At 73.3% G+C, this 23,601-nt stretch carries 24 protein-coding genes and 3 tRNA genes; 9 read left to right on the forward strand and 18 right to left on the reverse strand.

Going from position 1 to position 23,601, the window contains the following annotated elements; genetic code table 11:
* Positions 1–23: 23 nt before the first annotated feature.
* From rplA to BJZ21_RS17465, 5 genes are all read right to left on the reverse strand, one after another.
* The gene (gene rplA / locus BJZ21_RS17445; RefSeq protein WP_179664931.1) at positions 24–746 is read right to left on the reverse strand and encodes a 50S ribosomal protein L1; all 723 of its coding nucleotides are present in this window, start codon (positions 744–746) and stop codon (positions 24–26) included.
* Between the two features lie 79 nt (positions 747–825).
* A complete protein-coding gene (gene rplK, locus BJZ21_RS17450) occupies positions 826–1,257 on the reverse strand; it encodes a 50S ribosomal protein L11 (protein WP_179664932.1) in 432 nt (143 codons plus the stop codon).
* 152 nt (positions 1,258–1,409) lie between these two features.
* Positions 1,410–2,258, reverse strand: coding sequence for a transcription termination/antitermination protein NusG (nusG, locus tag BJZ21_RS17455; RefSeq protein ID WP_425490526.1), 849 nt, complete (start codon positions 2,256–2,258; stop codon positions 1,410–1,412).
* Positions 2,259–2,361: 103 nt separating this feature from the next.
* Positions 2,362–2,610 carry a preprotein translocase subunit SecE gene (gene secE / locus BJZ21_RS17460; protein WP_179664934.1) on the reverse strand — a complete coding sequence of 83 codons (249 nt, stop codon included), beginning with the start codon at positions 2,608–2,610 and terminating at the stop codon, positions 2,362–2,364.
* A 110-nt stretch (positions 2,611–2,720) separates the two neighbouring features.
* A tRNA-Trp gene (locus BJZ21_RS17465) sits at positions 2,721–2,793 on the reverse strand.
* A gap of 226 nt (positions 2,794–3,019) precedes the next feature.
* Here BJZ21_RS17465 and BJZ21_RS17470 point away from each other — a divergent pair.
* Both BJZ21_RS17470 and BJZ21_RS17475 read left to right on the forward strand, forming a co-directional pair.
* Positions 3,020–4,267 (forward strand): pyridoxal phosphate-dependent aminotransferase, encoded by a 1,248-nt coding sequence (locus BJZ21_RS17470; RefSeq protein ID WP_179664936.1) that lies wholly within the window; start codon positions 3,020–3,022, stop codon positions 4,265–4,267.
* A 1-nt stretch (position 4,268) separates the two neighbouring features.
* The gene (locus tag BJZ21_RS17475; protein WP_179664938.1) at positions 4,269–5,291 is read left to right on the forward strand and encodes an adenosine deaminase; all 1,023 of its coding nucleotides are present in this window, start codon (positions 4,269–4,271) and stop codon (positions 5,289–5,291) included.
* Between the two features lie 137 nt (positions 5,292–5,428).
* Here the strand turns inward: BJZ21_RS17475 and BJZ21_RS17480 are convergent, their stop codons facing one another.
* From BJZ21_RS17480 to BJZ21_RS17505, 6 genes are all read right to left on the reverse strand, one after another.
* Positions 5,429–6,481 carry a UDP-N-acetylmuramate dehydrogenase gene (locus BJZ21_RS17480; protein ID WP_179664939.1) on the reverse strand — a complete coding sequence of 351 codons (1,053 nt, stop codon included), beginning with the start codon at positions 6,479–6,481 and terminating at the stop codon, positions 5,429–5,431.
* Positions 6,474–6,851: a MaoC/PaaZ C-terminal domain-containing protein gene (locus BJZ21_RS17485; RefSeq protein WP_179664941.1), complete on the reverse strand. Its 378-nt coding sequence runs from the start codon at positions 6,849–6,851 to the stop codon at positions 6,474–6,476. The genes BJZ21_RS17480 and BJZ21_RS17485 overlap by 8 nt, the downstream gene beginning before the upstream one ends.
* The gene (locus BJZ21_RS17490) at positions 6,848–7,255 is read right to left on the reverse strand and encodes an FAS1-like dehydratase domain-containing protein (RefSeq protein ID WP_179664943.1); all 408 of its coding nucleotides are present in this window, start codon (positions 7,253–7,255) and stop codon (positions 6,848–6,850) included. Before BJZ21_RS17490 ends, BJZ21_RS17485 begins: the two co-directional genes overlap by 4 nt.
* Positions 7,256–7,429: 174 nt before the next feature.
* Complete coding sequence (gene rpmG / locus BJZ21_RS17495; RefSeq protein WP_121804265.1) at positions 7,430–7,600, reverse strand: 50S ribosomal protein L33; 171 nt, start codon at positions 7,598–7,600, stop codon at positions 7,430–7,432.
* A 39-nt stretch (positions 7,601–7,639) separates the two neighbouring features.
* A tRNA-Met gene (locus BJZ21_RS17500) sits at positions 7,640–7,713 on the reverse strand.
* A gap of 53 nt (positions 7,714–7,766) precedes the next feature.
* Positions 7,767–7,839: transfer RNA gene (locus tag BJZ21_RS17505), tRNA-Thr, on the reverse strand.
* Positions 7,840–7,868: 29 nt separating this feature from the next.
* Here BJZ21_RS17505 and BJZ21_RS17510 point away from each other — a divergent pair.
* Positions 7,869–8,678: an acyl-CoA thioesterase domain-containing protein gene (locus BJZ21_RS17510; protein WP_218851537.1), complete on the forward strand. Its 810-nt coding sequence runs from the start codon at positions 7,869–7,871 to the stop codon at positions 8,676–8,678.
* Between the two features lie 120 nt (positions 8,679–8,798).
* Here the strand turns inward: BJZ21_RS17510 and BJZ21_RS17515 are convergent, their stop codons facing one another.
* Together BJZ21_RS17515 and BJZ21_RS17520 are read right to left on the reverse strand one after the other, a co-directional pair.
* Entirely contained in the window at positions 8,799–10,199 is a 1,401-nt protein-coding gene (locus tag BJZ21_RS17515; protein ID WP_179664944.1) for an amidase, read from the reverse strand.
* Positions 10,200–10,285: 86 nt separating this feature from the next.
* A complete protein-coding gene (locus tag BJZ21_RS17520) occupies positions 10,286–11,554 on the reverse strand; it encodes an ROK family transcriptional regulator (RefSeq protein WP_179664945.1) in 1,269 nt (422 codons plus the stop codon).
* 100 nt (positions 11,555–11,654) lie between these two features.
* On the opposite strand from BJZ21_RS17520, the gene zwf reads away from it, so the two are divergent.
* Genes zwf through eda form a run of 3 tightly spaced genes read left to right on the forward strand, consistent with a single transcriptional unit; the run spans position 11,655 to position 15,644 of the window.
* Complete coding sequence (zwf, locus tag BJZ21_RS17525; RefSeq protein ID WP_179664946.1) at positions 11,655–13,166, forward strand: glucose-6-phosphate dehydrogenase; 1,512 nt, start codon at positions 11,655–11,657, stop codon at positions 13,164–13,166.
* The gene (gene edd, locus BJZ21_RS17530; RefSeq protein WP_179664947.1) at positions 13,163–15,028 is read left to right on the forward strand and encodes a phosphogluconate dehydratase; all 1,866 of its coding nucleotides are present in this window, start codon (positions 13,163–13,165) and stop codon (positions 15,026–15,028) included. Before zwf ends, edd begins: the two co-directional genes overlap by 4 nt.
* Positions 15,021–15,644 (forward strand): bifunctional 4-hydroxy-2-oxoglutarate aldolase/2-dehydro-3-deoxy-phosphogluconate aldolase, encoded by a 624-nt coding sequence (eda, locus tag BJZ21_RS17535; protein ID WP_179665776.1) that lies wholly within the window; start codon positions 15,021–15,023, stop codon positions 15,642–15,644. Before edd ends, eda begins: the two co-directional genes overlap by 8 nt.
* 20 nt (positions 15,645–15,664) lie before the next feature.
* On the opposite strand, the gene BJZ21_RS17540 is transcribed toward eda, so the two are convergent.
* The gene (locus BJZ21_RS17540; RefSeq protein ID WP_179664948.1) at positions 15,665–16,009 is read right to left on the reverse strand and encodes a hypothetical protein; all 345 of its coding nucleotides are present in this window, start codon (positions 16,007–16,009) and stop codon (positions 15,665–15,667) included.
* A gap of 76 nt (positions 16,010–16,085) precedes the next feature.
* Between BJZ21_RS17540 and BJZ21_RS21195 the strand changes: the two genes are divergently transcribed.
* Positions 16,086–16,532, forward strand: a complete 447-nt coding sequence (locus BJZ21_RS21195; protein ID WP_343052200.1) for a MarR family winged helix-turn-helix transcriptional regulator — start codon at positions 16,086–16,088, stop codon at positions 16,530–16,532.
* Between the two features lie 58 nt (positions 16,533–16,590).
* On the opposite strand, the gene BJZ21_RS17550 is transcribed toward BJZ21_RS21195, so the two are convergent.
* The 3 genes from BJZ21_RS17550 to BJZ21_RS17560 form a co-directional block, all read right to left on the reverse strand.
* Positions 16,591–17,169, reverse strand: coding sequence for a DNA-3-methyladenine glycosylase I (locus tag BJZ21_RS17550; RefSeq protein ID WP_179664950.1), 579 nt, complete (start codon positions 17,167–17,169; stop codon positions 16,591–16,593).
* Positions 17,170–17,254: 85 nt separating this feature from the next.
* Positions 17,255–18,250 carry a pirin family protein gene (locus tag BJZ21_RS17555; RefSeq protein WP_179664951.1) on the reverse strand — a complete coding sequence of 332 codons (996 nt, stop codon included), beginning with the start codon at positions 18,248–18,250 and terminating at the stop codon, positions 17,255–17,257.
* A 177-nt stretch (positions 18,251–18,427) separates the two neighbouring features.
* Entirely contained in the window at positions 18,428–19,630 is a 1,203-nt protein-coding gene (locus tag BJZ21_RS17560) for a homogentisate 1,2-dioxygenase (RefSeq protein ID WP_179664952.1), read from the reverse strand.
* Positions 19,631–19,706: 76 nt separating this feature from the next.
* Between BJZ21_RS17560 and BJZ21_RS17565 the strand changes: the two genes are divergently transcribed.
* Both BJZ21_RS17565 and fahA read left to right on the forward strand, forming a co-directional pair.
* A complete protein-coding gene (locus BJZ21_RS17565; RefSeq protein ID WP_179664953.1) occupies positions 19,707–20,567 on the forward strand; it encodes a hypothetical protein in 861 nt (286 codons plus the stop codon).
* Positions 20,564–21,781 carry a fumarylacetoacetase gene (fahA, locus tag BJZ21_RS17570; RefSeq protein WP_179664954.1) on the forward strand — a complete coding sequence of 406 codons (1,218 nt, stop codon included), beginning with the start codon at positions 20,564–20,566 and terminating at the stop codon, positions 21,779–21,781. The genes BJZ21_RS17565 and fahA overlap by 4 nt, the downstream gene beginning before the upstream one ends.
* A 58-nt stretch (positions 21,782–21,839) precedes the next feature.
* Here the strand turns inward: fahA and BJZ21_RS17575 are convergent, their stop codons facing one another.
* Positions 21,840–23,594, reverse strand: a complete 1,755-nt coding sequence (locus BJZ21_RS17575; protein ID WP_179664955.1) for an L-lactate permease — start codon at positions 23,592–23,594, stop codon at positions 21,840–21,842.
* Between the last annotated feature and the right edge of the window lie 7 nt (positions 23,595–23,601).

Genomic DNA, 23,601 nt, shown 5'->3' on the forward strand with positions numbered 1-23,601 from the left:
GTCGGCGTAGTCAGCGCCTGCGATCAGGCGGAGGTGCTCTCGTCCTCCACCGCGACGTTCTTGACGCGGTTCGGGTCGACCTGGACGCCGGGGCCCATGGTCGTGGAGACGGTGACCTTCCGCAGGTAGCGGCCCTTGGAGCTGGCCGGCTTGAGCCGGAGCACCTCCTCGAGCGCCGCGGCGTAGTTCTCCGCGAGCTGGGCCTCGTCGAAGGAGGCCTTGCCGATGATGAAGTGCAGGTTCGCGTGCCGGTCGACGCGGAACTCGATCTTGCCGCCCTTGATGTCGGAGACCGCCTTGGCGACGTCCGGCGTCACGGTGCCGGTCTTCGGGTTCGGCATCAGGCCACGGGGGCCGAGCACGCGGCCGAGCCGGCCGACCTTGCCCATCATGTCGGGCGTCGCGACGACGGCGTCGAAGTCGAGCCAGCCGCCGGCCACCTTCTCGATGAGCTCGTCGCCACCGACGACGTCGGCGCCCGCCTCACGAGCGGCGTCCGCCTTGTCGCCGTTCGCGAACACCAGGACCCGGGAGGTCTTGCCGGTGCCGTGCGGCAGGTTCACGGTGCCACGGACCATCTGGTCGGCCTTGCGGGGGTCGACGCCGAGACGCATGACGACGTCCACGGTCTCGTCGAACTTCTTCTTGCTCGCGTTCTTGGCGATCTTGATCGCGGTCAGCGGGGCGTAGAGCTCGTCCTTGTCGAACGTCTCCGCCGCCGAGCGGTAGGTCTTGCTGCGCTGCATGGGGTTCCTACTTTCAGGACGTGGTGAGCGGACCAGCGCGGTCCTTCCACGGAACGAGTGGATCGGCTGAGCCCGGGGCTCAGCTGTCGGTGGTGACGCCCATCGAGCGGGCGGTGCCCTCGACGATCTTCATCGCGGCGTCGAGGTCGTTCGCGTTGAGGTCCGGGAGCTTGGTCTGGGCGATCTCGCGCACCTGGTCCTTGGTGAGCTTGCCGACCTTCTCCTTGTGCGGGACGCCGGAGCCCTTCTGGAGGCCGGCAGCCTTCTTGATCAGCTCCGCAGCCGGCGGGGTCTTGGTGACGAAGGTGAACGAGCGGTCCTCGTAGATGGTGATCTCGACCGGGATCACGTTGCCGCGCATGGACTCGGTCTGGGCGTTGTACGCCTTGCAGAACTCCATGATGTTCACACCGTGCGGACCGAGGGCGGTACCGACCGGCGGGGCCGGGGTGGCCGCACCGGCCTGGAGCTGCACCTTGACGAGCGCGGCGATCTTCTTCTTGGGAGGCATTGCTTCTCTTTCTGTCTCGTGGTCCTGACGAGGGTGTACGGCGCCCTCTGCCACCTGCTGCCCTCAGGCAACCGATCTATTGTGCGTGCTTGCGCGCGGACTGTGAAATCCGGTCCTCCGGCTCTCCGGGCCCCAGGGGCCCGGGACCGGCCTCAGACGCGCTGGATCTGGGAGAAACTGAGCTCGACCGGGGTCTCGCGGCCGAAGATCTCCACGAGTGCCTTGACCCGCTGGGACTCCGCGTTGATCTCGGTGATCGTCGCGTGCAGCGTGGCGAACGGGCCGTCCACGACCATGACCGAGTCGGACACGTCGAAGTCGGCCACCTCGACCGGGCGCTTCGCGGCCGTCGCGCCACCGGAGGCGGCGACCGGCGTGCCGGCGGCGATCGCCTCGGCCTCGGCGCGGGCGACCACGGCGGGCGCCAGCATGGCCTCGACCTCGGACATGCTCAGCGGCACCGGCTGGTGGCTGTGGCCGACGAAGCCGGTGACCGACGGGGTGTGGCGCACCGCGGCCCAGGACTCGTCGGTGAGGTCCATGCGGACCAGCACGTAGCCGGGCAGGACGGTCCGCTTGACCATCTTGCGCTGGCCGTTCTTGATCTCGGCGACCTCTTCGGTGGGGACCACGATCTCGTGGATGTAGTCCTCCATGTTCAGCGAGATGATGCGGTTCTCCAGGTTCGACTTCACCCGGTTCTCCATGCCGGAGTAGGTGTGCACGACGAACCAGTCGCCCGGCTTCGCCCACAGCTCGCGGCGGAACGCCTCGAGCGGGTCGTCCTCGGCCGGCTCCTCCTCGACGTCCGCCTGCTCGGCGTCCACCTGCTCGACGTCCGCCTGCTCGGTGGCTGCGTCGTCGAGCTCCTGCGAGGTCGCCTCGGACTCGGTGTCGTCGAGGCCCATCTCCTGGTCGGTGTCCTCGTCGGTCACCTCGGCGTCGAGCCGGGGCTCCTCGAGGGTCTCCTCGGTCTCGACCGAGTCGTACTGGTCCGACACGTGTTGCTCCGTCACTTCAGATGTCACTGGCTCTTGGATGTTGCTGGTTGTCACTCTGGTTGGCGCTGCGGCTAGGCACTGGGGCGCCGTCCGGCGCCACCGGTCACTGACCGGAGTTGCCGGCGAAGACCGCGAAGATGAGCTTGCCGAAGGCCAGGTCCAGTCCCGCGACCAGCGCCATCATGAAGATGACGAAGGCCATGACCACCACGAAGTAGGTGATCAGCTGCTGCTGGGTCGGCCACACCACCTTGCGCAGCTCCGCGATCACCTGGCGGTAGAACGTGGGGATGCTGGTGCGCTTCTCGGTGCTGCTGTCCCGCGATCCGCGGACCGCCTTGCTGTCCGACACGCGCGTCACCTCTCCTCGTCCGACGCTCTGGTCGCCGTCCGGCAGCCGACCAAGCTGATGTGGCTGTTCAATCTCGGGTCATCGTGGTGGTGCTGTCCTGCTTGATCCTGCAGGGCACGAGGGACTTGAACCCCCAACCTTCGGTTTTGGAGACCGATGCTCTGCCAGTTGAGCTAGTGCCCTCCGGTGGCGTTCCGGGCAGGCCGGAGCCTGTGGGAAACCACCAAAACGGGAGTCTACGGGTAGCCGGCGCCTGCCACCAAAGCGGGTCCCGCCGCGCCGCCCACCCGGACCCGTCCCCGCTCCGGCCTGCCGGGGCCTCCCCTGCTGTCTTCCCTGGCGTCTTCCCGGGTGTCTTCCCTGGCGGCGGGCCCGTGCCGGCCCCGCACGCGGCACCTACGATGGCTCCATGACCGAGACCTCGACCACCCAGCCCGGCAGCCGCCAGCCCGGGACCAGCCCTCGCGACCGCCGTGTCTCCCGGCGGGTCGGCGCGATCGCGGAGTCCGCGACGCTCAAGGTCGACGCCAAGGCCAAGGCGCTCAAGGCCGAGGGCCGCCCGGTGATCGGCTTCGGTGCCGGCGAGCCGGACTTCCCGACCCCGGCGTACGTCGTCGAGGCCGCGGTCGAGGCCTGCCGGGACCCGCGCAACCACCGCTACACCCCGGCCGGGGGGCTGCCGGAGCTGAAGAAGGCGATCGTCGAGAAGACCCGGCGCGACAGCGGCCTGGAGATCGCCCCGTCGCAGGTGCTGGTGACCAACGGCGGCAAGCAGGCCATCTACGCCGCCTTCGCGGTCATGCTGGACCCGGGCGACGAGGTGATCGTGCCGGCGCCGTACTGGACCACCTACCCCGAGTCGATCCGGCTCGCCGGCGGGGTGCCGGTGGAGGTGCTGGCCGACGAGACCCAGGACTACAAGGTGAGCGTCGCGCAGCTCGAGGCCGCCCGCACCGAGCACACCAAGGTGCTGCTGTTCGTCTCGCCCTCGAACCCCACCGGCTCGGTCTACACCGCCGAGGAGATCCGCGAGGTCGGTCGCTGGGCCGCCGAGCACGACCTGTGGGTGCTCACCGACGAGATCTACGAGCACCTGGTCTACGACGGCGTCGAGACCGGCTCGATGCCCGTGCTGTGCCCGGAGATCGCCGAGCGCTGCGTGATCGTCAACGGGGTCGCCAAGACCTACGCCATGACCGGCTGGCGGGTCGGCTGGATGATCGGCCCCGACGACCTGGTCAAGGCGGCCACGAACCTGCAGTCCCACGCCACGTCGAACGTCTCCAACGTCGCCCAGCGTGCCGCCCTGGCCGCCGTCTCCGGCGACCTCGCCGCGGTGGAGGAGATGAAGCTCGCCTTCGACCGGCGCCGGCGCACGATCGTGGCGATGCTCAACGAGATCGACGGCGTCGTCTGCCCGACCCCGCACGGCGCCTTCTACGCCTACCCGTCGGTGAAGGGGCTGCTCGGCCGGGAGCACGGCGGCCGGGTGATCGGGACCTCCGCGGAGCTCGCGGAGTACATCCTCGACCGGGCCGAGGTCGCGGTGGTGCCGGGTGAGGCGTTCGGGTCGCCGGGCTACCTGCGGCTGTCGTACGCGCTCGGCGACGACGACCTGGTCGAGGGCATCACCCGGCTGCAGAAGCTGTTCGCCTGAGTTGCGCGACCTCACCCGCCTGCCCAAGGCGCACCTGCACCTGCACTTCACCGGCTCGATGCGGCACGAGACGCTGCTCGAGCTGGCCGAGCGCGACGGGATCGTGCTGCCCGAGTCGCTGGTGCGGGACTGGCCGCCGCGGCTCTCGGCCGCGGACGAGAAGGGCTGGTTCCGCTTCCAGCGGCTCTACGACGTCGCCCGGTCGGTGCTGAGGACCGAGGAGGACGTGCGCCGGCTGGTCCGCGAGGCCGCCGAGGACGACGTGCGCGACGGCGGCCGGTGGCTGGAGATCCAGGTGGACCCCAGCGGCTACGGCGCCCGGTTCGGCGGCATCACGGCCTTCACCGACCTGGTGCTGGACGCGGCGCGGTCGGCGGCGGAGTCCACCGGGCTGGGCATCGCGGTGGTGATCGCCGCGAACCGGACCCGGCACCCCCTCGACGCACGGACCCTGGCCCGGCTCGCCGCGCAGTACGCCGGCCGCGGCGTCGTGGGCTTCGGCCTGTCCAACGACGAACGGCGCGGGACCACCTCGGAGTTCGCCCCCGCGTTCGCGATCGCCGAGCGGGCCGGGCTCAGCCTGGTCCCGCACGGGGGAGAGCTGCTCGGCCCCGCGAGCATCCGCTCCTGCCTGGACGCGCTGCACGCCGACCGGCTCGGGCACGGCGTACGGTCCGCGGAGGACCCGGCGCTGCTGGAGCGGATCGCGGAGGCGGGCGTCGTGCTCGAGGTCTGCCCGACCTCGAACGTGTCGCTCGGCGTCTACTCCGACCTCACCTCGGTGCCGCTGCCGACGCTGCTGGCCGCGGGAGCCACCGTCGCACTGGGCGCCGACGACCCGCTGCTCTTCGGCTCGCGGCTCGAGGGCCAGTACGCCACCATGCGCGCCGCCCACGACCTCTCCGACGAGCAGCTCGCCGAGCTGGGCCGGATGTCGATCCGCGGGTCGCGGGCGCCGGAGTCGCTGAAGGACGAGCTGCTGGGCGAGGTCGACGACTGGCTGAAGGCCGACCCCGGGGACTGAGCTCGCGGCCCGGCGGTGCGTGAGCCACCGATCCCGCACCCGAACCGGTGGCAGGCTCACCGCCACCCACACCGGCCCGGCGGTGCCTGAACCACCGATCCCACACCGGAACCGGTGGCAGGCCCACCGCTGACGCGCTACAGCTCGCAGCCGACCAGCACCGGCTCGTTGACCAGCCGGATGCCGAACTTCTCCTGCACGCCGTCGCGGACCTCCCGGGCGAGGGCCAGCAGGTCCGCCGTCGTGGCCGAGCCCCGGTTGGTGAGGGCGAGCGGGTGCTTGGTCGAGAGCCCGGCCGGGCCGTCGCCGTACCCCTTGGCGAACCCGGCGTGGTCGATCAGCCAGGCCGCGCTGGTCTTCACCCGGCCGTCCGGTTGCGGCCACGCGGGCGCCCCCTCGGGCACCTCCGCGGGATCGACGAGGGGGTTGGTGAAGAACGACCCGGCGCTCCAGGTGTCGTGGTCGCCCTCGTCGAGGACCATGCCCTTGCCGGCGCGCAGGCCGAGCACCGCCGCGCGGACGTCGGCCGCCGCCGCTCGTTCCCCCTGCTCGACGCCGAGGGTGCGCGCCAGCTCGGCGTACTCGACCGGCGCGCCGAGGTCGCCCTGCCGCAGCTGGAAGGTCACCTCGAGCACCACGTGGCGGCCGCCCCACGGATCCAGGCGGTCGGCCTTGAAGCGGCTGTGCCGGTAGCCGAAGCCGCAGTCGGCGGCGGCGAAGGTGCGCACGCCCTTGAGCACGCGGTCCCAGACCCGGACCGTCGCGATGGTCTGGGACACCTCCTGGCCGTAGGCGCCGACGTTCTGGACCGGGGTGGCGCCGACCGAACCGGGGATGCCCGAGAGCGCCTCGACGCCGACCCAGCCGGAGACCACGGCCCGGGCGACCAGGTCGTCCCACGTCTCCCCCGCGGCCACCCGCACGAGCACGCCGCCGCAGCCGGGGTCGGCGCCGTCCTCGACGTCCGCGCGCACCCCGCGGGTGGCGACCTCGACCACGGTCCCCGGGAACCCCTCGTCAGCGACCACGAGGTTGCTGCCGCCGCCGAGCACGAGGACCGGTTCGCCCGCCTCGTCGCCGGCGCGAACGGCCGCCACGACCTCCTCCTCGGTGGTCGCGGTCACGAACCGCCGGGCGGGACCGCCCAGGCGCAGCGTGGTGTGGTCGCGCAGCCGCTCGGGCTCAGGCACGCACGACCGCCCTGGGCGTGCCGAGCACCTTCTGGCCGCCGCAGGTGACGGTGAGCGACACGGCGGTCAGCCCGTCCTCGGCCGGCTTGGCCTCGCCGGCCACCTCGAGGTCGACGCCCCCCTCGGCCGGGACCACCACCGGGTTGGTGAACTTGCAGCCGAAGCTGAGCACCTCGGCGCCCGGGAACCAGCTGGAGACCGCCCGGGCCGCGAGCGCCATGGTGTACATGCCGTGGGCGATCACGCCGGGGAGCCCGACGCTGCGGGCCACCTGCTCGTCCTGGTGGATCGGGTTGTGGTCACCGCTGGCGTGGGCGTAGGCGACCAGGTCGGCGCGGGTGATCGTGAAGGTCCGGGTCGGCAGGCTCATGCGCCCTCCTCGGGGCCGCGGTGGACGAGGGTGGCGCTGGTCGAGCAGACCAGCGCGCCGTCGGCGTCGCGGATCTCGCTGGTGGTCCCGATGATGTCGTTGCCGGCGATCTGGCGCAGCGACGCGACCGTCAGCGTGGCGGTCAGGACGTCGCCGGGCACCACCGGTCGCTCGTAGGCGAACTTCTGGTCGCCGTGCACGATCCGGAACAGGTCGAGGGCCTCGGCCTCGAGGAAGGCGTTCATCGCGTCGAAGGCCAGCACGATGGGGTACGTCGCCGGCGCCGGGCCGCCGTCGTACTCCCCGCCGGTGGCGGCGACGAACGCACTCACCTGCTGCTCGGAGACGGTGTGGGGGCTGGTCGGCGGGAACACCCGTCCGACGAGCGACTGGTCGACTGGCATGGGGGCCAGCCTAGTGAGGGCATCGGGCCCGCCCCGAACTCACGCCCCCCGAAAGCACGCCCGGGAACGGCTCGAGGGCGGCACCCGTGACGGGGGCCGCCCTCGAGGGACGCTGTCTGTGGATCGCCGTGGATCCCAGTGGGGCTCGCTCGGGTCGCCGTGCGGCAACCGGGCTCAGCGGGTCTCGCGGTGCGCGGTGTGCTTGCGGCAGCGCGGGCAGAACTTCGCCAGCTCGAGACGGTCGGGGTCGTTGCGGCGGTTCTTCTTGGTGATGTAGTTGCGCTCCTTGCAGTCCACGCAGGCGAGCGTGATCTTGGGGCGAACGTCGGAGCTCTTGCTGGCCACGGGAAGTCCTTTGTTGCTAGGTCGAGGGTCGAGACTAAGTAGCGGGGGCGGGACTCGAACCCGCGACACCACGATTATGAGCCGTGTGCTCTAACCACCTGAGCTACCCCGCCACCGGGACAGGGCACGCCGGCCACGATACTGGCCGACGACAACCCACGCCCAGAGCCCCTTTACGGAATCGAACCGTAGACCTTCTCCTTACCATGGAGACGCTCTGCCGACTGAGCTAAAGGGGCAACGAGCGAGAACAATACACAGGACTGACGTGATCGAAAAATCGACCCCGGACCCCTCCCACGACCGGGCTTTCTACCGTTTGCGCGACCGCTCGGCGGCGGGTCGGGAGACGGTCGACACGCTCCCCTGGGCCGCCGGCCCGTGGTCCCCCGAGGCCCAGCACGGCGGCCCGCCGGCGGCCCTCCTCGGCCGTGCCGTCGAGAGTGTCGGGGGCGGGGTCGTGGGCCGGTTCACCATGGAGCTCCACGGCCCGGTGCCGGTGGGCCCGCTCGCCACCAGCACCACCGTGCTGCGCCCGGGCCGCTCGGTGCAGCTGGTCGGCGCCGAGCTCTACGACGTCGGCCGCGACCGGGTGGTCGCCTCGGCGCGGGCCTGGGTGTTCCCGGCCTCCGAGGCCGGCCCGGCGCGCCCGACCCCGCCCGTCCACGGACCAGAGGACGGGAAGGTGCACCCGCGGCCGACCGCCTGGCACGGCGGCTACCTCGACGCCGTCGAGTGGCGCTGGGTCGTCGGGTCGGTCGAGGAGGCCGGACCGGGCGTCGTGTGGATGCGGCCGCCGGACCTGGTCGAGGGCGAGCCGATCACCCCGCTGCAGCGGCTGCTGGCCTGTGTCGACTCGGCCTCGGGCGTGAGCGCGGCCCTCGACGTACGACGCTGGACGTTCCTCAACACCGAGCTGACCGTGCACGTGCTCCGACCGCCCGTGGGCGAGTGGGTCTGCCTGGACGCCGAGACGACCCTCGGGCCGGGCTCGGTCGGCGTCGCCACCGCCGCGGTCCACGACCGGCGCGGCCTGGTCGCCCGCTCCTCCCAGGCCCTGCTGGTGGCCCCCCGCTGAGACCGCGAGTCGGCGCTCGTTGACACCCCGGGCCCGTCGTACGGCGTCAACATGCGCCGACTCGCGGCCCGTGCTGCCCGTACGGCGTCAACCTGCGCTGACTCGCCGGATCGGAGGGCGTCAGTCCTGGATGCGGGCCCAGGGGTGGGCCTCCTCGAGCTCGTAGGCGAGCTCCAGCAGCGTGGCCTCCCGACCGGCGGCCGCGCCGAGCATCATCCCCTGGGGCAGCCCGGCCGCCGTGGTCGCGAGCGGCAGGGAGACGGCGGGGTCGCCGGTGGCGTTCTGCAGCGGGGTGAACGCCACCCACTCCAGCACCCGCGCGAGGACGGTCTCGTAGTCCTGGGTCGGGTCGAGGTACCCGACCGGCGGCGTCTCGGAGGCCAGCGTCGGGCAGAGCACGACGTCGTGGTCACGGAAGAAGGCGGCCGAGGCCCGGCGGGACCGCTTGAGGCGGTGGATGGCCAGCGGCACCCGGTGCAGGTGGCGGCGGGCGTGGCGGGCCAGGCCGAGGGTGAGGTTGTCGAGGCGGCTCGGGTCCCAGGTCCGGCCGTGCTGACGGCGGCCGGTGTGGACGATGGCCAGCGCGAGCAGCCCCCAGTAGAGGAGGAAGTCGTCGCGGAACGAGTCCGGGACCGGGGGGTCCACGGTCTCCACGTGGTGGCCCAGGCCCTCGAGCAGCCCGGCCGTCTTCAGGGTCAGCTCGGCGACCTCGGGGGCGGCGTCGACCCCGACGCCCCGGGTGACGACGCCGACCCGCAACCGGGCGCGGGAGGGGCGGGTGATGTCCCCCACCGGCGGCAGGTGCAGCGCCCGGTAGACCTTCTCGGCCTCGCGGAGGAACGCCGCGGTGTCCCGGACGCTGCGGGTCAGCACCCCGTCGCTGACGATGCGGACCGGCATGCCCCGCGTCAGCCGGTCCTGGGCCAGCCGGTCCCGGGTGGGCTTGAGCCCGACCAGGCCGTTGACCGAGGCCGGGATCCGGATCGAGCCCCCGCCGTCGTTGGCGTGCGCGATCGGCACCGCGCCGCCGGCGACCAGCGCGGCGGAGCCGGCCGAGGAGGCCCCGGCGGTGCGGGAGGGGTCCCACGGGCTGCGCACCGCACCGAGCCGCGGGTGCTCGGCGGACGGGCTGAAGCCGAACTCCGAGAGCCGGGTCTTGCCCAGCGGCAGCAGCCCGGTGGCGAGGTACATCCGCGCGAGGTCGCCGTCGCGCTCGCTCGGTCGCGGGGCGTAGGCGTCGCAGCCCTGCCCGGTGGGCATGCCGGCCACGTCGACGTTGTCCTTGAGGAAGGTGGGCACGCCGGCGAAGAACCCGCCGCGCGGGTTCGCCGCCTCGCTGCGCGCGCGGTCGTACGCCGGGAAGGCCACCGCGTTCAGCTCCGGGTCCAGCCGGCCGACCCGCGCGATCGCGGCGGCCACCACCTCGGGCACCGAGACGCTGCGGTCCTGGATCCGGGCGACCAGCCCGACCGCGTCGAGGTCCCCGAGCGCGTCGTCACCGAACGCGTGCACGCGTGCCATGGGGCCAACCTATCGAGGCCGGCACAGCCCGGGACGGAGGACCGGCCCCGCGCGGGTCGGTGCGGCGCGGGTCAGTGCGGCGCGGGTCAGCGCGGCGCGGCCGCGGCCAGCGCCGCGAGGTGGGCGTCGACGGCCGCGGGGGCCAGCACGTGGTCCAGCGCGAGCGCCGCGCAGCCGACCAGGCCGGCCCGGTCGCCGTGGGTGGCCGGGAGGATGCGCAGGTGGCGGGTGGCCAGCGCCGAGGCCCGGGCGAACACGCTCTCGCGCACGCCGGCGGCGTAGACGTCGAACGCGGCCGCCATGTCCCCACCGATCACGATCTCGGCCGGGTTGAGCAGGTTGACCGCCACCGCGAGCAGCTCGCCGAGCTGGTGCCCGCTCTCGCGGAGCAGGCTGCGCGCCTCCGGGTCGCCGCGCTGCGCGAGCGCGACCAGGCCGCGCACGTGCCCGACCGCGCGGTCGGGGTGCTCCCGGGCCATCCGGGCGACCAGCGCCCAGCCGCCGGCGACCGCCTCCAGGCAGCCGGTCCGCCCGCACCGGCAGGCGACCCCCGCTGCGGGCGGGAACCAGGTGTGCCCGATCTCCCCGGCGGCCCCGAGGTGGCCGGCGAGCACCCGCCCGTCGGCGACGATGCCGAGCCCGAGGCCGGTGGACGCCTTGACCACGAGCGCGTCGCGCAGGCCGCGCCCGGCCAGCCGCTCGGCCCGGGCCATCACGTCGACGTCGTTGCCGACGAACAGCGGGGCCTCGGCGACGCCGGCGAGGTACGGCGCCAGGTCGACCCCGTCCCACCCGCGCATCACCGGCGAGTCCAGGCTCACCCCGCGGACCACGTCGACGGTGCCGGGCAGGCTCAGCCCGACGCCGACCACCCGCGGACCGACGCCCGCGAGCAGCGCCGCGGACCGCTCGGCGATCCGGGGCATCAGCTGCTCGGGCCCGACCCCGACCTCGTGGTCGCCGGAGTCGGCGGCGAGCTCGCCGCCGTCGAGGTCGAAGACCGCGATCTGGCTGCGGGACCGCCCGACCGCCACGGCCAGGACCACCCCGGCCTCCCGGTTGAACAGCAGCGCGCCGGGGGGCCGGCCGCCGGTCGAGGCGAGCTCCTCGCCCACCCGCAACAGCCCGGCGTCGGTGAGGGCGTTGACCCGGGTCACCACGGCGGTGCGGGAGAGGCCGGTCAGCCGGCGCAGCTCCGAGCGGGTGTGCGCGCGCCCGGCGCGGACGAGGTCGAGCAGCTCCCCCGCGGTGGGCGGCGCCGCCGACTCACGCAGGACCGATTCACGCAGCGCCGGCTCACGGCGTACGGGCTCGGGGTCGCGGAGGGCGCCCGGCCCGGCGTCGGCGTCGCTCATGGTCCTCCTCCTGCCCGGCCCGACGTTGAACGGCACTTCGATCTCAAAAATACCTTAGTCCTGCTTGTAACGATCCAAACTTCTCCCTACGGTGGTCACCATGGCTGAGATCGCGAGCACCTACCCGGTCCCCGACTCCTGCGACTTCACCGTCTTCGGGGGCACCGGCGACCTGGCGCTGCGCAAGCTGCTGCCCGCGCTCTACCAGCGCGACCTGGAGGGCCAGCTGCCTGCCGACACCCGCGTGCTGGGGGTCTCCCGCTCCGAGCTGGACGACGAGGGCTGGCGCGAGGAGGTCCGCACCGCGCTGCGGACGCACGTCGCGGCCGGCGACCTCGACGAGGCCGTCGTGGCGCGGTTCCTCGGGCGGCTGCGGCACCTGGTGCTGGACGCCCGCGAGCCCGAGGACTGGCACCGCTTCCACGCGCTGCTCAAGGACCGCCCGCACGCGGAGACCACCGTGCGGGTCTTCTACCTGGCGGTCGCGCCCTCGCTCTTCGGCGACCTCAGCACCCGGCTGGAGGAGATCGGCGTGGTCGACGAGCGCGCCCGGGTCGTTCTGGAGAAGCCGATCGGCCACGACCTCGCCTCCGCGCAGGCGGTCAACGACGCGGTGGGCCGGGTCTTCGAGGAGTCCCAGATCTTCCGCATCGACCACTACCTGGGCAAGGAGAGCGTCCAGAACCTCCTGGTCACCCGCTTCGCCAACGCCTTCCTCGAGCCGCTGTGGAACTCGCGGTGGGTCGACCACGTGCAGATCACCGTCGCCGAGTCGCTCGGCGTCGGCGAGCGCGGCCCCTACTACGACAACGCCGGCGCGCTGCGCGACATGGTGCAGAACCACCTGCTCCAGCTGCTCTGCCTGGTCGCCATGGAGCCGCCGACCCACATCGGCCGGGAGACCGTCCGCGACGAGAAGCTCAAGGTGCTGCAGGCGCTCAAGCCGATGACGCCGGTCGACATCGACCAGCACACGGTCCGGGGCCGCTACGCCGCCGGGCTGGTCGAGGGCGAGCCGGTCCCGTCGTACGCCGACGACCTCGGCCGCACCGGGCTGGACGGGGCCCGGTCGCGCACCGAGACGTTCGTGGCCATGAAGACCGAGGTCCAGAACTGGCGCTGGTCGGGCGTGCCGTTCTACCTGCGCACCGGCAAGCGGATGGACCGCCGCGCCTCCGAGATCGTGGTGGTCTTCAAGGCGCCGCCGCACCACATGTTCCCCGGCAGCGAGGGCGTCAGCGAGCCCAACCGGCTGCACATCCAGGTCCAGCCCGACGAGGGCATGCGCCTGCACCTGACCGCCAAGGAGCCGGGGCCGGGCGGGATCCGCCTGCGCCCGGTGTCGCTGGACCTGAGCTACGCCACCGCGTTCGCCCAGCGCCTCCCCGACGCCTACGAGCGTCTGCTGATGGACGTCATCAAGGGCAACCCGACCCTGTTCATGCGCCGCGACGAGGTCGAGGCGGCATGGACGTGGGTCGAGCCGATCCTCAACCGCTGGGCCTCCTCGCCGGACCAGCCGCTGCGCTACCCGGCCGGCACCAGCGGACCCGTAGCCGCCACCACGCTCCTCGAGCGCGATGGCCGATCCTGGCAGGAGTCCGACCAGTGACCACGCTCCACCCGACCCTCACCGAGGTCACCGCGCGCATCGCCGAGCGCAGCGCGCCCGGCCGCGCGGCCTACCTCGAGCGGATCCGCGCCGCCTCCGACCGCGGTCCCCGCCGCGGCCGCCTGGCCTGCGCCAACCTGGCCCACGGCTTCGCCGCCGCGGACGACGCCGGCAAGCAGGCGCTGCGCGGGCGCACCAAGCCCAACGTCGCGATCGTCTCGGCCTACAACGACATGCTCTCGGCGCACCAGCCGTTCGAGGCCTACCCGCGGGAGCTGAAGAAGGCGGTCGCCCGCGCCGGCGGCATCGCCCAGTTCGCCGGCGGCGTGCCCGCGATGTGCGACGGCATCACCCAGGGTCGCGACGGGATGCAGCTCTCGCTGTTCAGCCGCGACGTGATCGCGATGTCCACCGCGATCGCGCTCTCCCACGACATGTTCGACGGCGCGCTGATGCTCGGCGTCTGCGACAAGATCGTGCCCGGCCTACTGATCGGCGCGCTGTCCTTCGGCCACCTGCCCACGGTCTTCGTCCCGGCCGGGCCGATGGCCTCGGGGCTGCCGAACGGCGAGAAGGCCAGGGTCCGCCAGCTGTACGCCGAGGGCAAGGTCGGCCGCGAGGAGCTGCTCGAGGCCGAGGCCGCGTCGTACCACTCGGCGGGCACCTGCACCTTCTACGGCACCGCGAACTCCAACCAGCTGCTGATGGAGGTGCTCGGCCTGCACCTGCCCGGCTCGTCGTTCGTGAACCCCGGCACCCCGCTGCGCGAGGCGCTGACCCGCGCCGCCGGCGAGCGGGTCACCGCGATCACCCCGCAGGGCGGGGAGCCCACGCCGATCGGCGAGATCGTCGACGAGAAGGCGATCGTCAACGCCTGCGTGGCGCTGCTGGCCAGCGGCGGCTCGACCAACCACACCCTGCACCTCGTGGCGATCGCGCGGGCGGCCGGCGTCGACCTGACCTGGGACGACCTGTCCGACCTCTCGGCCGTGGTGCCGTCGCTCTCGCGGATCTACCCCAACGGCGAGGCGGACGTGAACCACTTCCACGCCGCCGGTGGCATCGCCTTCCTCGTCCACACGCTGCTGCGGGCCGGCCTGCTGCACGAGGACGTGCGGACCGTCGCCGGCCATGGCCTGTGGCGCTACACCACCGAGCCGCGACTGCGTGGCTCCGAGCTGACCTGGGAGGAGGGCCCGAAGGCCTCGCTGGACCCGGCGGTGCTGCGATCGGCTGAGGACCCGTTCTCCCCCGACGGCGGGCTCAAGCTGCTGACCGGCCCGCTGGGCCGGGCGGTGATCAAGACCTCGGCGGTCAAGCCCGAGCACCGGGCGGTCACCGCGCCCGCGGTGGTCTTCGACGACCAGCACGACTTCCTCGCCGCCTTCGACGCCGGCGAGCTCGACGGCCGCGACCTGGTCGCGGTGATCCGCTACCAGGGGCCGGCCGCCAACGGCATGCCCGAGCTGCACAAGCTCACCCCCGCGCTCGGCGTGCTCCAGGACCGCGGCCAGCAGGTCGCGATCGTGACCGACGGGCGGATGTCCGGCGCCTCCGGCAAGGTCCCGGCCGCCATCCACGTGACGCCGGAGGCCGCCCTGGGCGGGCCGCTGGCCCGGGTCCGCGAGGGCGACCTGGTCACCGTGGACGCGGTGGCGGGCACCCTCGACCTGCACGTGGACCGCGCCGAGCTCGCCGCTCGCGAGGCCACCGGCCGCGCGCCCCAGGGACCGGAGTGGACCGGCACCGGGCGCGAGCTGTTCGCGGCGTTCCGTGCCACCGTCGGCCCGGCCGACGCCGGCGCCAGCGTCTTCCCAGGCGTGCCCGTCCCACCCGAGGAGGTCTCCGTTGTCCGTGTCTGAGTCCCGCTCCCTGCTCGACCGAGTGCCGGTCGTGCCGGTCGTCGTCGTCGACGACCCGGCCCAGGCCGTGCCGGTCGCCCGCGCCCTTGTCGCCGGCGGCCTGCCGGTCATCGAGCTGACGCTGCGCACCCCGGTCGCGCTCGACGCGATCCGCGCGATCGCCGCGGAGGTGCCCGAGATCCTGGTCGGCGCCGGCACGATCCTGACCCCCGGCCAGGCCGAGGAGGCCCGTGCCGCCGGGGCCCAGTTCCTCGTCTCCCCCGGCGCGACGCCCGCGCTGCTCGCGGGCATGGCCGACACCGGGCTGCCGTTCCTGCCCGGCACCGCCACCGTCTCGGAGGTGCTGGCGGTGCTCGAGACCGGTCGCACCGAGATGAAGTTCTTCCCGGCCGAGGCCTCCGGCGGGGCCGCGTTCTTGTCCTCGGTCGCCTCGCCCGTGCCCGCCGCCCGGTTCTGCCCCACCGGCGGGATCACCGCGGCGAGCGCCCCGGCGTACCTCTCGCTGCCGAACGTCGGCTGCGTCGGCGGCTCCTGGCTCACCCCGAAGGACGCCCTCGCCGCCGGTGACTGGGCTCGGGTCGAGCGGCTCGCCCGCGAGGCCGCCGCGCTGCGCTGACCGGCGCCGGCCGGCCGCGGTCAGAGGATGTAGTAGAGGCCGATCGCGGCGGGGATCAGGCCGGCGACCAGCCAGGGGGTGAACGGTCGGCGGCCGTGGATGAGGAAGCCGGCGGCGACGCCGAGCACGCCCACCAGGCCGGCGATCAGGTCGAGCGCCACCTGGGCGCCGACGCCGCGGGTGTCGAGGAACACCGCGGCGATCACCAGGCCGGCCGAGAAGTGGCCGATCGTGGTCACCGCGAGCACCGACATCACCCACTTCTGGACCGACGTCATGCTCATGCCGCCCTGCACCTGGGGCCGCGGGTTGTTCGGGTCCATCAGGTGCCGGCGCCGGCGTGGGGTCGAGGCGGGCTGGCTCATCGGCGGCGTCTCCACTGCTGGGGTCCCCTGCTCGGGGCTATTGGTAAGTGTACTAACGTTTTGTACACTCACCAATGTGACGAGTGACGCACTGCCGGCCAACCCGCTGGCCCTCGAGGACCAGGTCTGCTTCGCGCTGTCGGTCGCCTCCCGCAGCGTGGTCGCGATCTACCGCCCGCTGCTGGAGCCGCTGGGCCTGACCCACCCGCAGTACCTCGTGATGCTGGCGCTGTGGGAGCACCAACCGCTCTCGGTCCGCGAGCTGAGCCGGCTGCTCCAGCTCGAGCCGGCCACGCTGTCGCCGCTACTCAAGAGGCTCGAGGAGTCGGGGCTGGTACGCCGGGAACGCGACCCGTCCGACGAGCGCGCCCTCGCCGTCCGCCTCACGCCCCGGGGCCGGGCGCTGCGCCAGGACGCCGAGCAGATCCCCGCCGCGGTCGTGGCGACCCTCGGCATCGAGGTCGCCGAGCTGCAGCGGCTGCACGGCATGCTGACCCGGGTGATCGCCGCCGCGAGGCCCTGAGCCCGCTCCGACCGACCGGGACCCGCTCAGCCGGCCGCGCCGCTCAGCCGGGGCGCGTTCAGCCGGCCGCGCCGCGCCGGTGGCAGCCGGTCAGGTGGGGGTCGAACACCCCGATCGCCTCCATCAGCGCGAACATGGTGGTCGGCCCCACGAACGCGAAGCCCCGCCGCTTGAGCTCCTTCGACAGCGCCTTCGACTCCGGCGAGGTGGTCCCCATCTCCTCGGTCGTGGCCGGCGCGGGCGGCCGCTCGGGGCAGAAGGACAGCACCAGCGCCTCCAGCCCCTCGGCCTCACGCAGCGCCAGGGTCGCCCGCGCGTTGGTGATCGCGGCGGCGATCTTCAGCCGGTTGCGCACGATCCGGACGTCGGACATCAGCCGCGCCCGGTCGCCTTCGTCGTACGCCGCAACGACCTCGGCGTCGAAGCCGGCGAAGACCTCGCGGAACGCCTCGCGCTTGGCCAGGATCGTCGACCACGACAGGCCGGACTGGAACGCCTCCAGCGTCAGCCGCTCGAAGTAGGCGGACTCCCCCTGCACCGGCCGGCCCCACTCGGTGTCGTGGTAGTCGCGCATCACGCCCGGCCCGCCCGCCCACGGACAGCGGGCGACCCCGTCCTCGCCGATCACCGGTCCCATGGATGCCGATCCTGTCACCCGGCGCGGACATCGCGCCGCTCGCCCGCCCCGGGCCCCGGCCCGCCGGCGGGTCAGCCGCGCTCCTTCAGCTGCGCTCCTTCAACCGCGCGTTGGGGAGCGGCGGGGCGGGGATCGGGGCGTGGCGGTCGCCCAGCACGACCCCGAACCGGCCGTCGACCACGTCCTGGGAGTCGCCGACGACCGCTCCGCCCGGCGCGATCTGGCGCTGCCACTCCTCGCGGAAGGCGACGATCTCCTCGTGGCTGCGGCCCACGAAGTTCCACCACATCACGATCGACTCCCCGAACGGCGGCCCGCCGAGCAGCAGCAGCCGCACCGCGGCGTCGTGCGCCGTGAGCACCAGCCGACGCTCACCGGGCGGCACGTAGGCGAGCTCGTGCTGCTTGGCCTCGGTGCCGCCGACGTCGAGCACCCCGGTGTCGACCAGCGCCCCGTGCTCGAAGGTCTCCTCGACCTCGAGCTCGAGGGTGGTGCCCGGCTCGAGCAGCAGCTCGGCGCCGAGCAGCGGGGTGTACGTCGGGACCGGCGAGGTGCTGCCCAGCAGCGACCCGAGGAAGACCCGCGCCTCCCAGCCGGGGCCGGTCACCGGCTCCGGCACGTGGTGGTCGAAGCCGGGGTCGGTGTCCCGGTCGGAGTCGGGCAGCGCTACCCACAGCTGGGCACCGTGCAGCCGCCGGGTGGCCGCGGTCGAGATCTCGGAGTGGCTGATGCCGCGCCCGGCGGTCATCAGGTTGACCTCGCCCGGCCGGACCAGGGCCCGGTGGCCGGCGCTGTCGCGGTGCTCGACCTCGCCGGTGAACAGCCAGCTGACGGTCTGCAGGCCGGTGTGCGGGTGCGGGGTGACCCGCATGCCGCCGGTGTCGGCGACGTCGTCGGGCCCGTAGTGGTCCACGAAGCACCACGCGCCGATCAGCGAGCGGTGCCGCTGCGGCAGCGTGCGCCGCACGGTCATCGCCCGCGGCCCGCCGAGCGGCACGTCGCGCGGCTCCATCACCTCGACGCCAGGTGCCGGCACCGACCGGCAGGTGATCTCGGCGGGGTCGCGCTCGGGGTTGGTCACGCCCCCAGTGTGGCGCGGAGGCGAGGGGCCGGCGTACGTCGCGGCCGGTCGCGGTGCCGCGGGCCCCGACCTCGCCTCTCGGAGATCGACTGGGTCTCGACCCGCGGTCGCGCCTTCGCAGGCTCGGCCGCGCGCTCGCCCGGCCTTCGCGACGTCGGGCCTGATCTCGTTCCCCGCTCAGCCCCGGTCGCTCGCCCACGTCCAGGCGTACGCCGGGTCCTCGCAGGCCAGCCCGCCCTCGCCGAGGTCGAGCGGGGCGAAGGTGTCGACCATGACCGCGGACTCGTCGAAGGACTCCGCGCCGAGCGAGGCCTCGATGGCCGAGGGCTGCGGGCCGTGGGCATAGCCGCCCGGGTGCAGCGAGATCGACCCGAGGCCGATCCCCGAGCCCTTGCGGGCCTCGTAGTCGCCGCCGACGTAGAACATCACCTCGTCGCTGTCGACGTTGGAGTGGTAGTAGGGCACCGGGATCGCCAGCGGGTGGTAGTCGACCTTGCGGGGCAGGAAGTTGCAGATCACGAAGTTGTGGCCCTCGAAGACCTGGTGCACCGGCGGCGGCTGGTGGATCTTGCCGGTGATCGGCATGTAGTCCTCGATGTTGAAGGTGTAGGGGTAGAGGCAGCCGTCCCACCCGACCACGTCGAACGGGTGCGTCGCGTAGGTCATCCGGGTGCCGACGACGCCGGCGCTGGTGCGGTGCTTGACCAGGACCTCGACGTCCTCGCCCTCCCGGAGCAGCGGCTCGCCCGGCCCGTGCAGGTCGCGCTCGCAGTAGGGCGCGTGCTCGAGCAGCTGTCCGTAGCGGGAGAGGTAGCGCTTCGGCGGCGCGATGTGGCTGCTGGCCTCGATGAAGTACAGCCGGCTCGGCCCGGCAGTCTCCGGGGCGGGCACCCAGCGGTGGGTGGTCGCGCGCGGGATCACCACGTAGTCGCCCGCGCGGTAGCGCAGCGCGCCGAAGACCGTCTCGACGGTGCCGCTGCCGGCCTCGACGTAGACGCACTCGTCGCCGATGGCGTTGCGGTAGTAGGGCGAGGGCTCCGAGGACGCGTCCCCGGTGACGACGTAGCTGATCCGCACGTCGTTGTTGCCGAGCACCAGCCGCCGGTCGGTGACCGGGTCGGCCGCCCCGGACGGGAACAGCGAGTGCAGCCTCAGGTGCCGCGGCTTGAGCGGGTGGTTGGGGGTCCGCGTCTGGTCGGGCAGCTCCCAGACCTCGGCGCCGACGATCGCCGACGGCACCCCCCGGTGGTAGAGCAGCGAGGAGTCGGAGGAGAAGCCCTCCTCGCCCATCAGCTCCTCGCGGAACAGCCGGCCCTCGCCGTCGCGGAACTGCGTGTGCCGCTTCGGGGGGACCTCGCCGACCTGCCGGTAGTACGCCATGACCACACTCCCTTGCCGCCACGTCCGCTAATCGAACGTTTGCGTCCGTTATCTGCCTCCCGGCTAGAGTAGCCGCATGACCGCCGTCCTGGAACCCACCTGGACCGGGCTCGTCGACGACGCCGCGATCTTCCCGCCCGGGAACGCCGACCTCGCCGACGCGGCCACCGCCCACCTCGAGCGGCGGCACACGGCGTACGCCGACCTGGTCGGCTCCCTAGTGGTCCGCGACACCGACCTGCCGCAGCTGCGCGGCTGCGCCGCCCGGGTCTCGGTCGTCGTCACCGGGGGCGCCGGCCAGATCGCCGGCCCCGCCGCGCTCTGCGCCCGGCTCGGCCTCGAGCCGGCCGGCCTCGAGATCGCGCTGCGCGACCTCGACGACCTCGCCGGCAACGCCCGCCGCGTGGTCACCGCCGTCGACGCCGCCCGCGCCGCCGGCGACCTCGCCGAGGACGTGCCGGTGCACGTCGAGCTGCCGCAGGCCGACCCGTCGTACGCCTGGCTCGCCGCCGCCGACGAGGTGGCCGCCGCGGAGCTCCGGCTGAAGTTCCGCACCGGCGGCGTGGACGCGCACCACTTCCCCACCGCCCCCCGGCTGAGCTCGTGGATCGACGCGGCGCTGGACCGGGAGACGCCGTTCAAGTGCACCGCCGGCCTGCACCACGCGGTCCGGCACACCACCGCCGAGGGCTTCGTGGAGCCGGTCGACCAGCACGGCTTCCTCAACGTGCTGCTCGCCACCCGGCTCGCCTTCGACGGCGCCTCGCAAGAGGACGTCGTGGCCGCGCTCGAGCAGCGGGACGCCGGCGCGCTCGCCGCCGCGGCCCGCGAGGCCGACCTCGCCGGCGCGCGCCGGTGGTTCACCTCCTTCGGCTCCTGCTCGGTGCAGGAGCCGCTCGACGACCTGATCGCCCTCGGACTCCTGGAGCAGCCGTGACCACCACCTGGGTCGAGGGGGCCGCCGGCTCCCTCTTCGACGTCGACAACCTGCCGTACGGCGTGTTCAGCCGTCCCGGGGAGGAGCCCCGCGTCGGTGTCCGGATCGGCGAGCTGGTGCTCGACCTCGCCCCGGTCTCGGCGGCGGAGATGCTCGACGTGCACCACGTCTTCGAGGAGCCGTCCCTGAACGCGTTCATGGCCGAGGGCCCGCGGGTCTGGCGGTCGGTGCGCCGCTGGATCACCGGCCTGCTCACCGACGAGACCGAGCGGGACCTGGTCGAGCCGCACCTGATGCCGCTGGCGGACGTCACGCTGCAGCTGCCGGTGGAGGTCGCCGACTACGTCGACTTCTACGCCTCGGAGCACCACGCCTCGAACGTCGGGCGGATCTTCCGGCCCGACGCCGAGGCGCTGCTGCCGAACTGGAAGCACCTGCCGGTCGGCTACCACGGCCGGGCCGGCACCGTGGTCGGGTCGGGCACGCCGGTGGTGCGGCCCTGCGGGCAGCGCAAGGGCCCGGCCGACCAGGCCCCGGCGTACGGCCCGAGCACCCGGCTGGACATCGAGGCCGAGCTCGGCTTCGTGGTCGGGGCCGGCAGCCCGCTCGGCGAGCGGGTGCCGGTGAGCGCCTTCGCCGACCACGTCTTCGGCGTGGTCGGGCTCAACGACTGGTCCGCCCGCGACATCCAGGCCTGGGAGTACGTGCCGCTCGGGCCGTTCCTGGGCAAGTCGTTCGCCACCTCGATCTCCCAGTGGGTCACCCCGCTCGAGGCGCTCGGCGCGGCCTGGACCGACCTGCCCGGGCAGGACCCGCTGCCGCTGCCCTACCTCGCTCCCGAGGAGGCCCGGGGCCTGGACATCGACATCGAGGTGGTACTCGGCGGCCGGGTCGTCAGCCGGCCGCCGTACCGCACGATGTACTGGTCGCCCGCCCAGATGCTGGCCCACCTGACCGTCAACGGCGCCTCGGCGCGCACCGGCGACCTGTTCGCCTCCGGCACCGTCAGCGGCACCGAGCGCGACCAGCGCGGCTCGTTCCTGGAGCTGAGCTGGGGCGGCCGGGAGCCGTTCGGCGAGGAGCTGTTCGGCACCGGCCGGACCTTCCTCGAGGACGGGGACGAGGTGGTGCTGCGCTACACCGCCCCCGGCGCCCTCGGCGGCCGGATCGCGCTCGGCGAGGTCACCGGCCGGATCGAGCCCGCCCGCCCCTGAGCGGCCGCCGGGCGGCCGCCGCGCACGGCGACGGCCACCCGGGACCAGCGGTCGGCGGCTAGGGAACCATCCAGCTGAGCACGGCGGTGGACTGCAGCGCGACGATGACGCACATGATCGCCAGCATCGCCAGGCTCCAGCCCAGGACCTTGCGGAAGATGTCGCCCTCCCGGCCCGCCATGCCCACCGCGGCCGCGGCGATGGCGAGGTTCTGCGGGCTGACCATCTTGCCGAGCACGCCTCCGGAGGAGTTCGCGGCCGCCATCAGCACCGGGTCCAGCCCGGCCTTCGCGGCGGTCTGCACCTGCAGCGCGCCGAAGAGCGCGTTGGCCGAGGTGTCCGACCCGGTGACCGCGACACCGATCCAGCCGAGCACCGGCGCGAGCACCACGTAGAACGAGCCGGCGCCGGCCAGCCACACGCCGAGGCTGGTGGTCTCCCCCGAGCCGTTCATGACGTAGGCCAGGCCCAGCACCGCCATCACGGTCACGATCGCGCGGCTGAGCTCGCGGTAGGTGTTGACGTAGGTGCCCAGCGCCTTCGCCGGCGAGATCCGCAGGATGACCATGCTGATCAGGCCCGCGATCACCATCAGGGTGCCGGCGGCCGGCAGCCAGTTGAAGTTGAACGTCATCGACGAGAGCGGGTCACCGGCCGAGTTGCGCAGGTCGAGGCCCGGCCACTGGAACGCCACCGCCCACGGCTCGGTGGCCAGCGCGGTCTTGACCGCCGGGATGTTGGCGATCGCGAACAGCGCGATGATCACGACGTACGGCGCGTACGCGGTGGCCACGTCGGCCCGGGAGTCGTGCGGGGCCGCACCGGCCCCCGTCGTACCCGAGCCGGAGGGCGCCCCCGCGACGCCGGTGCCGCCGGCGCTGCGGGCGACCCGCGAGCCGCCGCCCACCGCGACCGGCTCGCCGGCACCGGCGCCGGCCGCACCGACCTCCGCACCCGAGGTCGTCTCGGTGACCTCCTCGACCGGGGTCCACACCCGCAGCAGCAGCACGACCGCGGCGGCGGAGACCAGCGAGGCGACGATGTCGGTCAGCGGCACCGAGATGTAGTTCGACGCCACGAACTGGGCGATCGCGAACACCACGCCGGCGACGATCGCCGGCAGCCAGGCCTGGCGCAGGCCGCGCCGCCCGTCGACCACGAAGACCAGGATCAGCGGGACGATCACGGCCAGCAGCGGCGTCTGGCGGCCGACCATGCTGCCCAGGGTGTCGACGTCGAGGCCGGGGGCCTTGCTGACGCCGGAGGTGACGGTGGCCAGGGTGGTGATCGGGACCGCGAGGGCGCCGAACGCCACCGGCGCGGTGTTCGCGATCAGCGCGGTCGCGGCGGCCTTCAGCGGCGGCAGCCCGAGCGCCATCAGCATCACGACGGTGATCGCCACCGGGGTGCCGAAGCCGGCCAGCGCCTCGAGCAGCGCGCCGAAGCAGAACGCGATGATGACCGCCTGGATCCGGTGGTCGGGGCTGACCCGGCCGAACGAGCGGCGCAGCACGTCGAAGTGGCCGCTGGCGACGGTCAGGTTGTAGACCCAGATCGCGTTGATCACGATCCACATGATCGGGAAGAACCCGAAGACCGCGCCCTCGCTGGCGGTCAGCAGCGCCTGTCCGGTGGGCATCTCGAACAGCGCGATGGCGACCACCAGCGACACCGCCAGCGAGATGACACCGGCGAGCCAGGCCCGCATGCGCAGGCCGCCGAGGAGGACGAACAGGGTGAGCAGTGGCAGTGCGCCGCACAGCGCACTGAGGGCGAGCGACCCACCGACCGGGTCGAGGCTCTGCTGGAACATGGCTTCT

Origin of the sequence: Nocardioides panaciterrulae, assembly GCF_013409645.1 — a bacterium.
Taxonomy (GTDB): Bacteria; Actinomycetota; Actinomycetes; order Propionibacteriales; family Nocardioidaceae; genus Nocardioides; species Nocardioides panaciterrulae.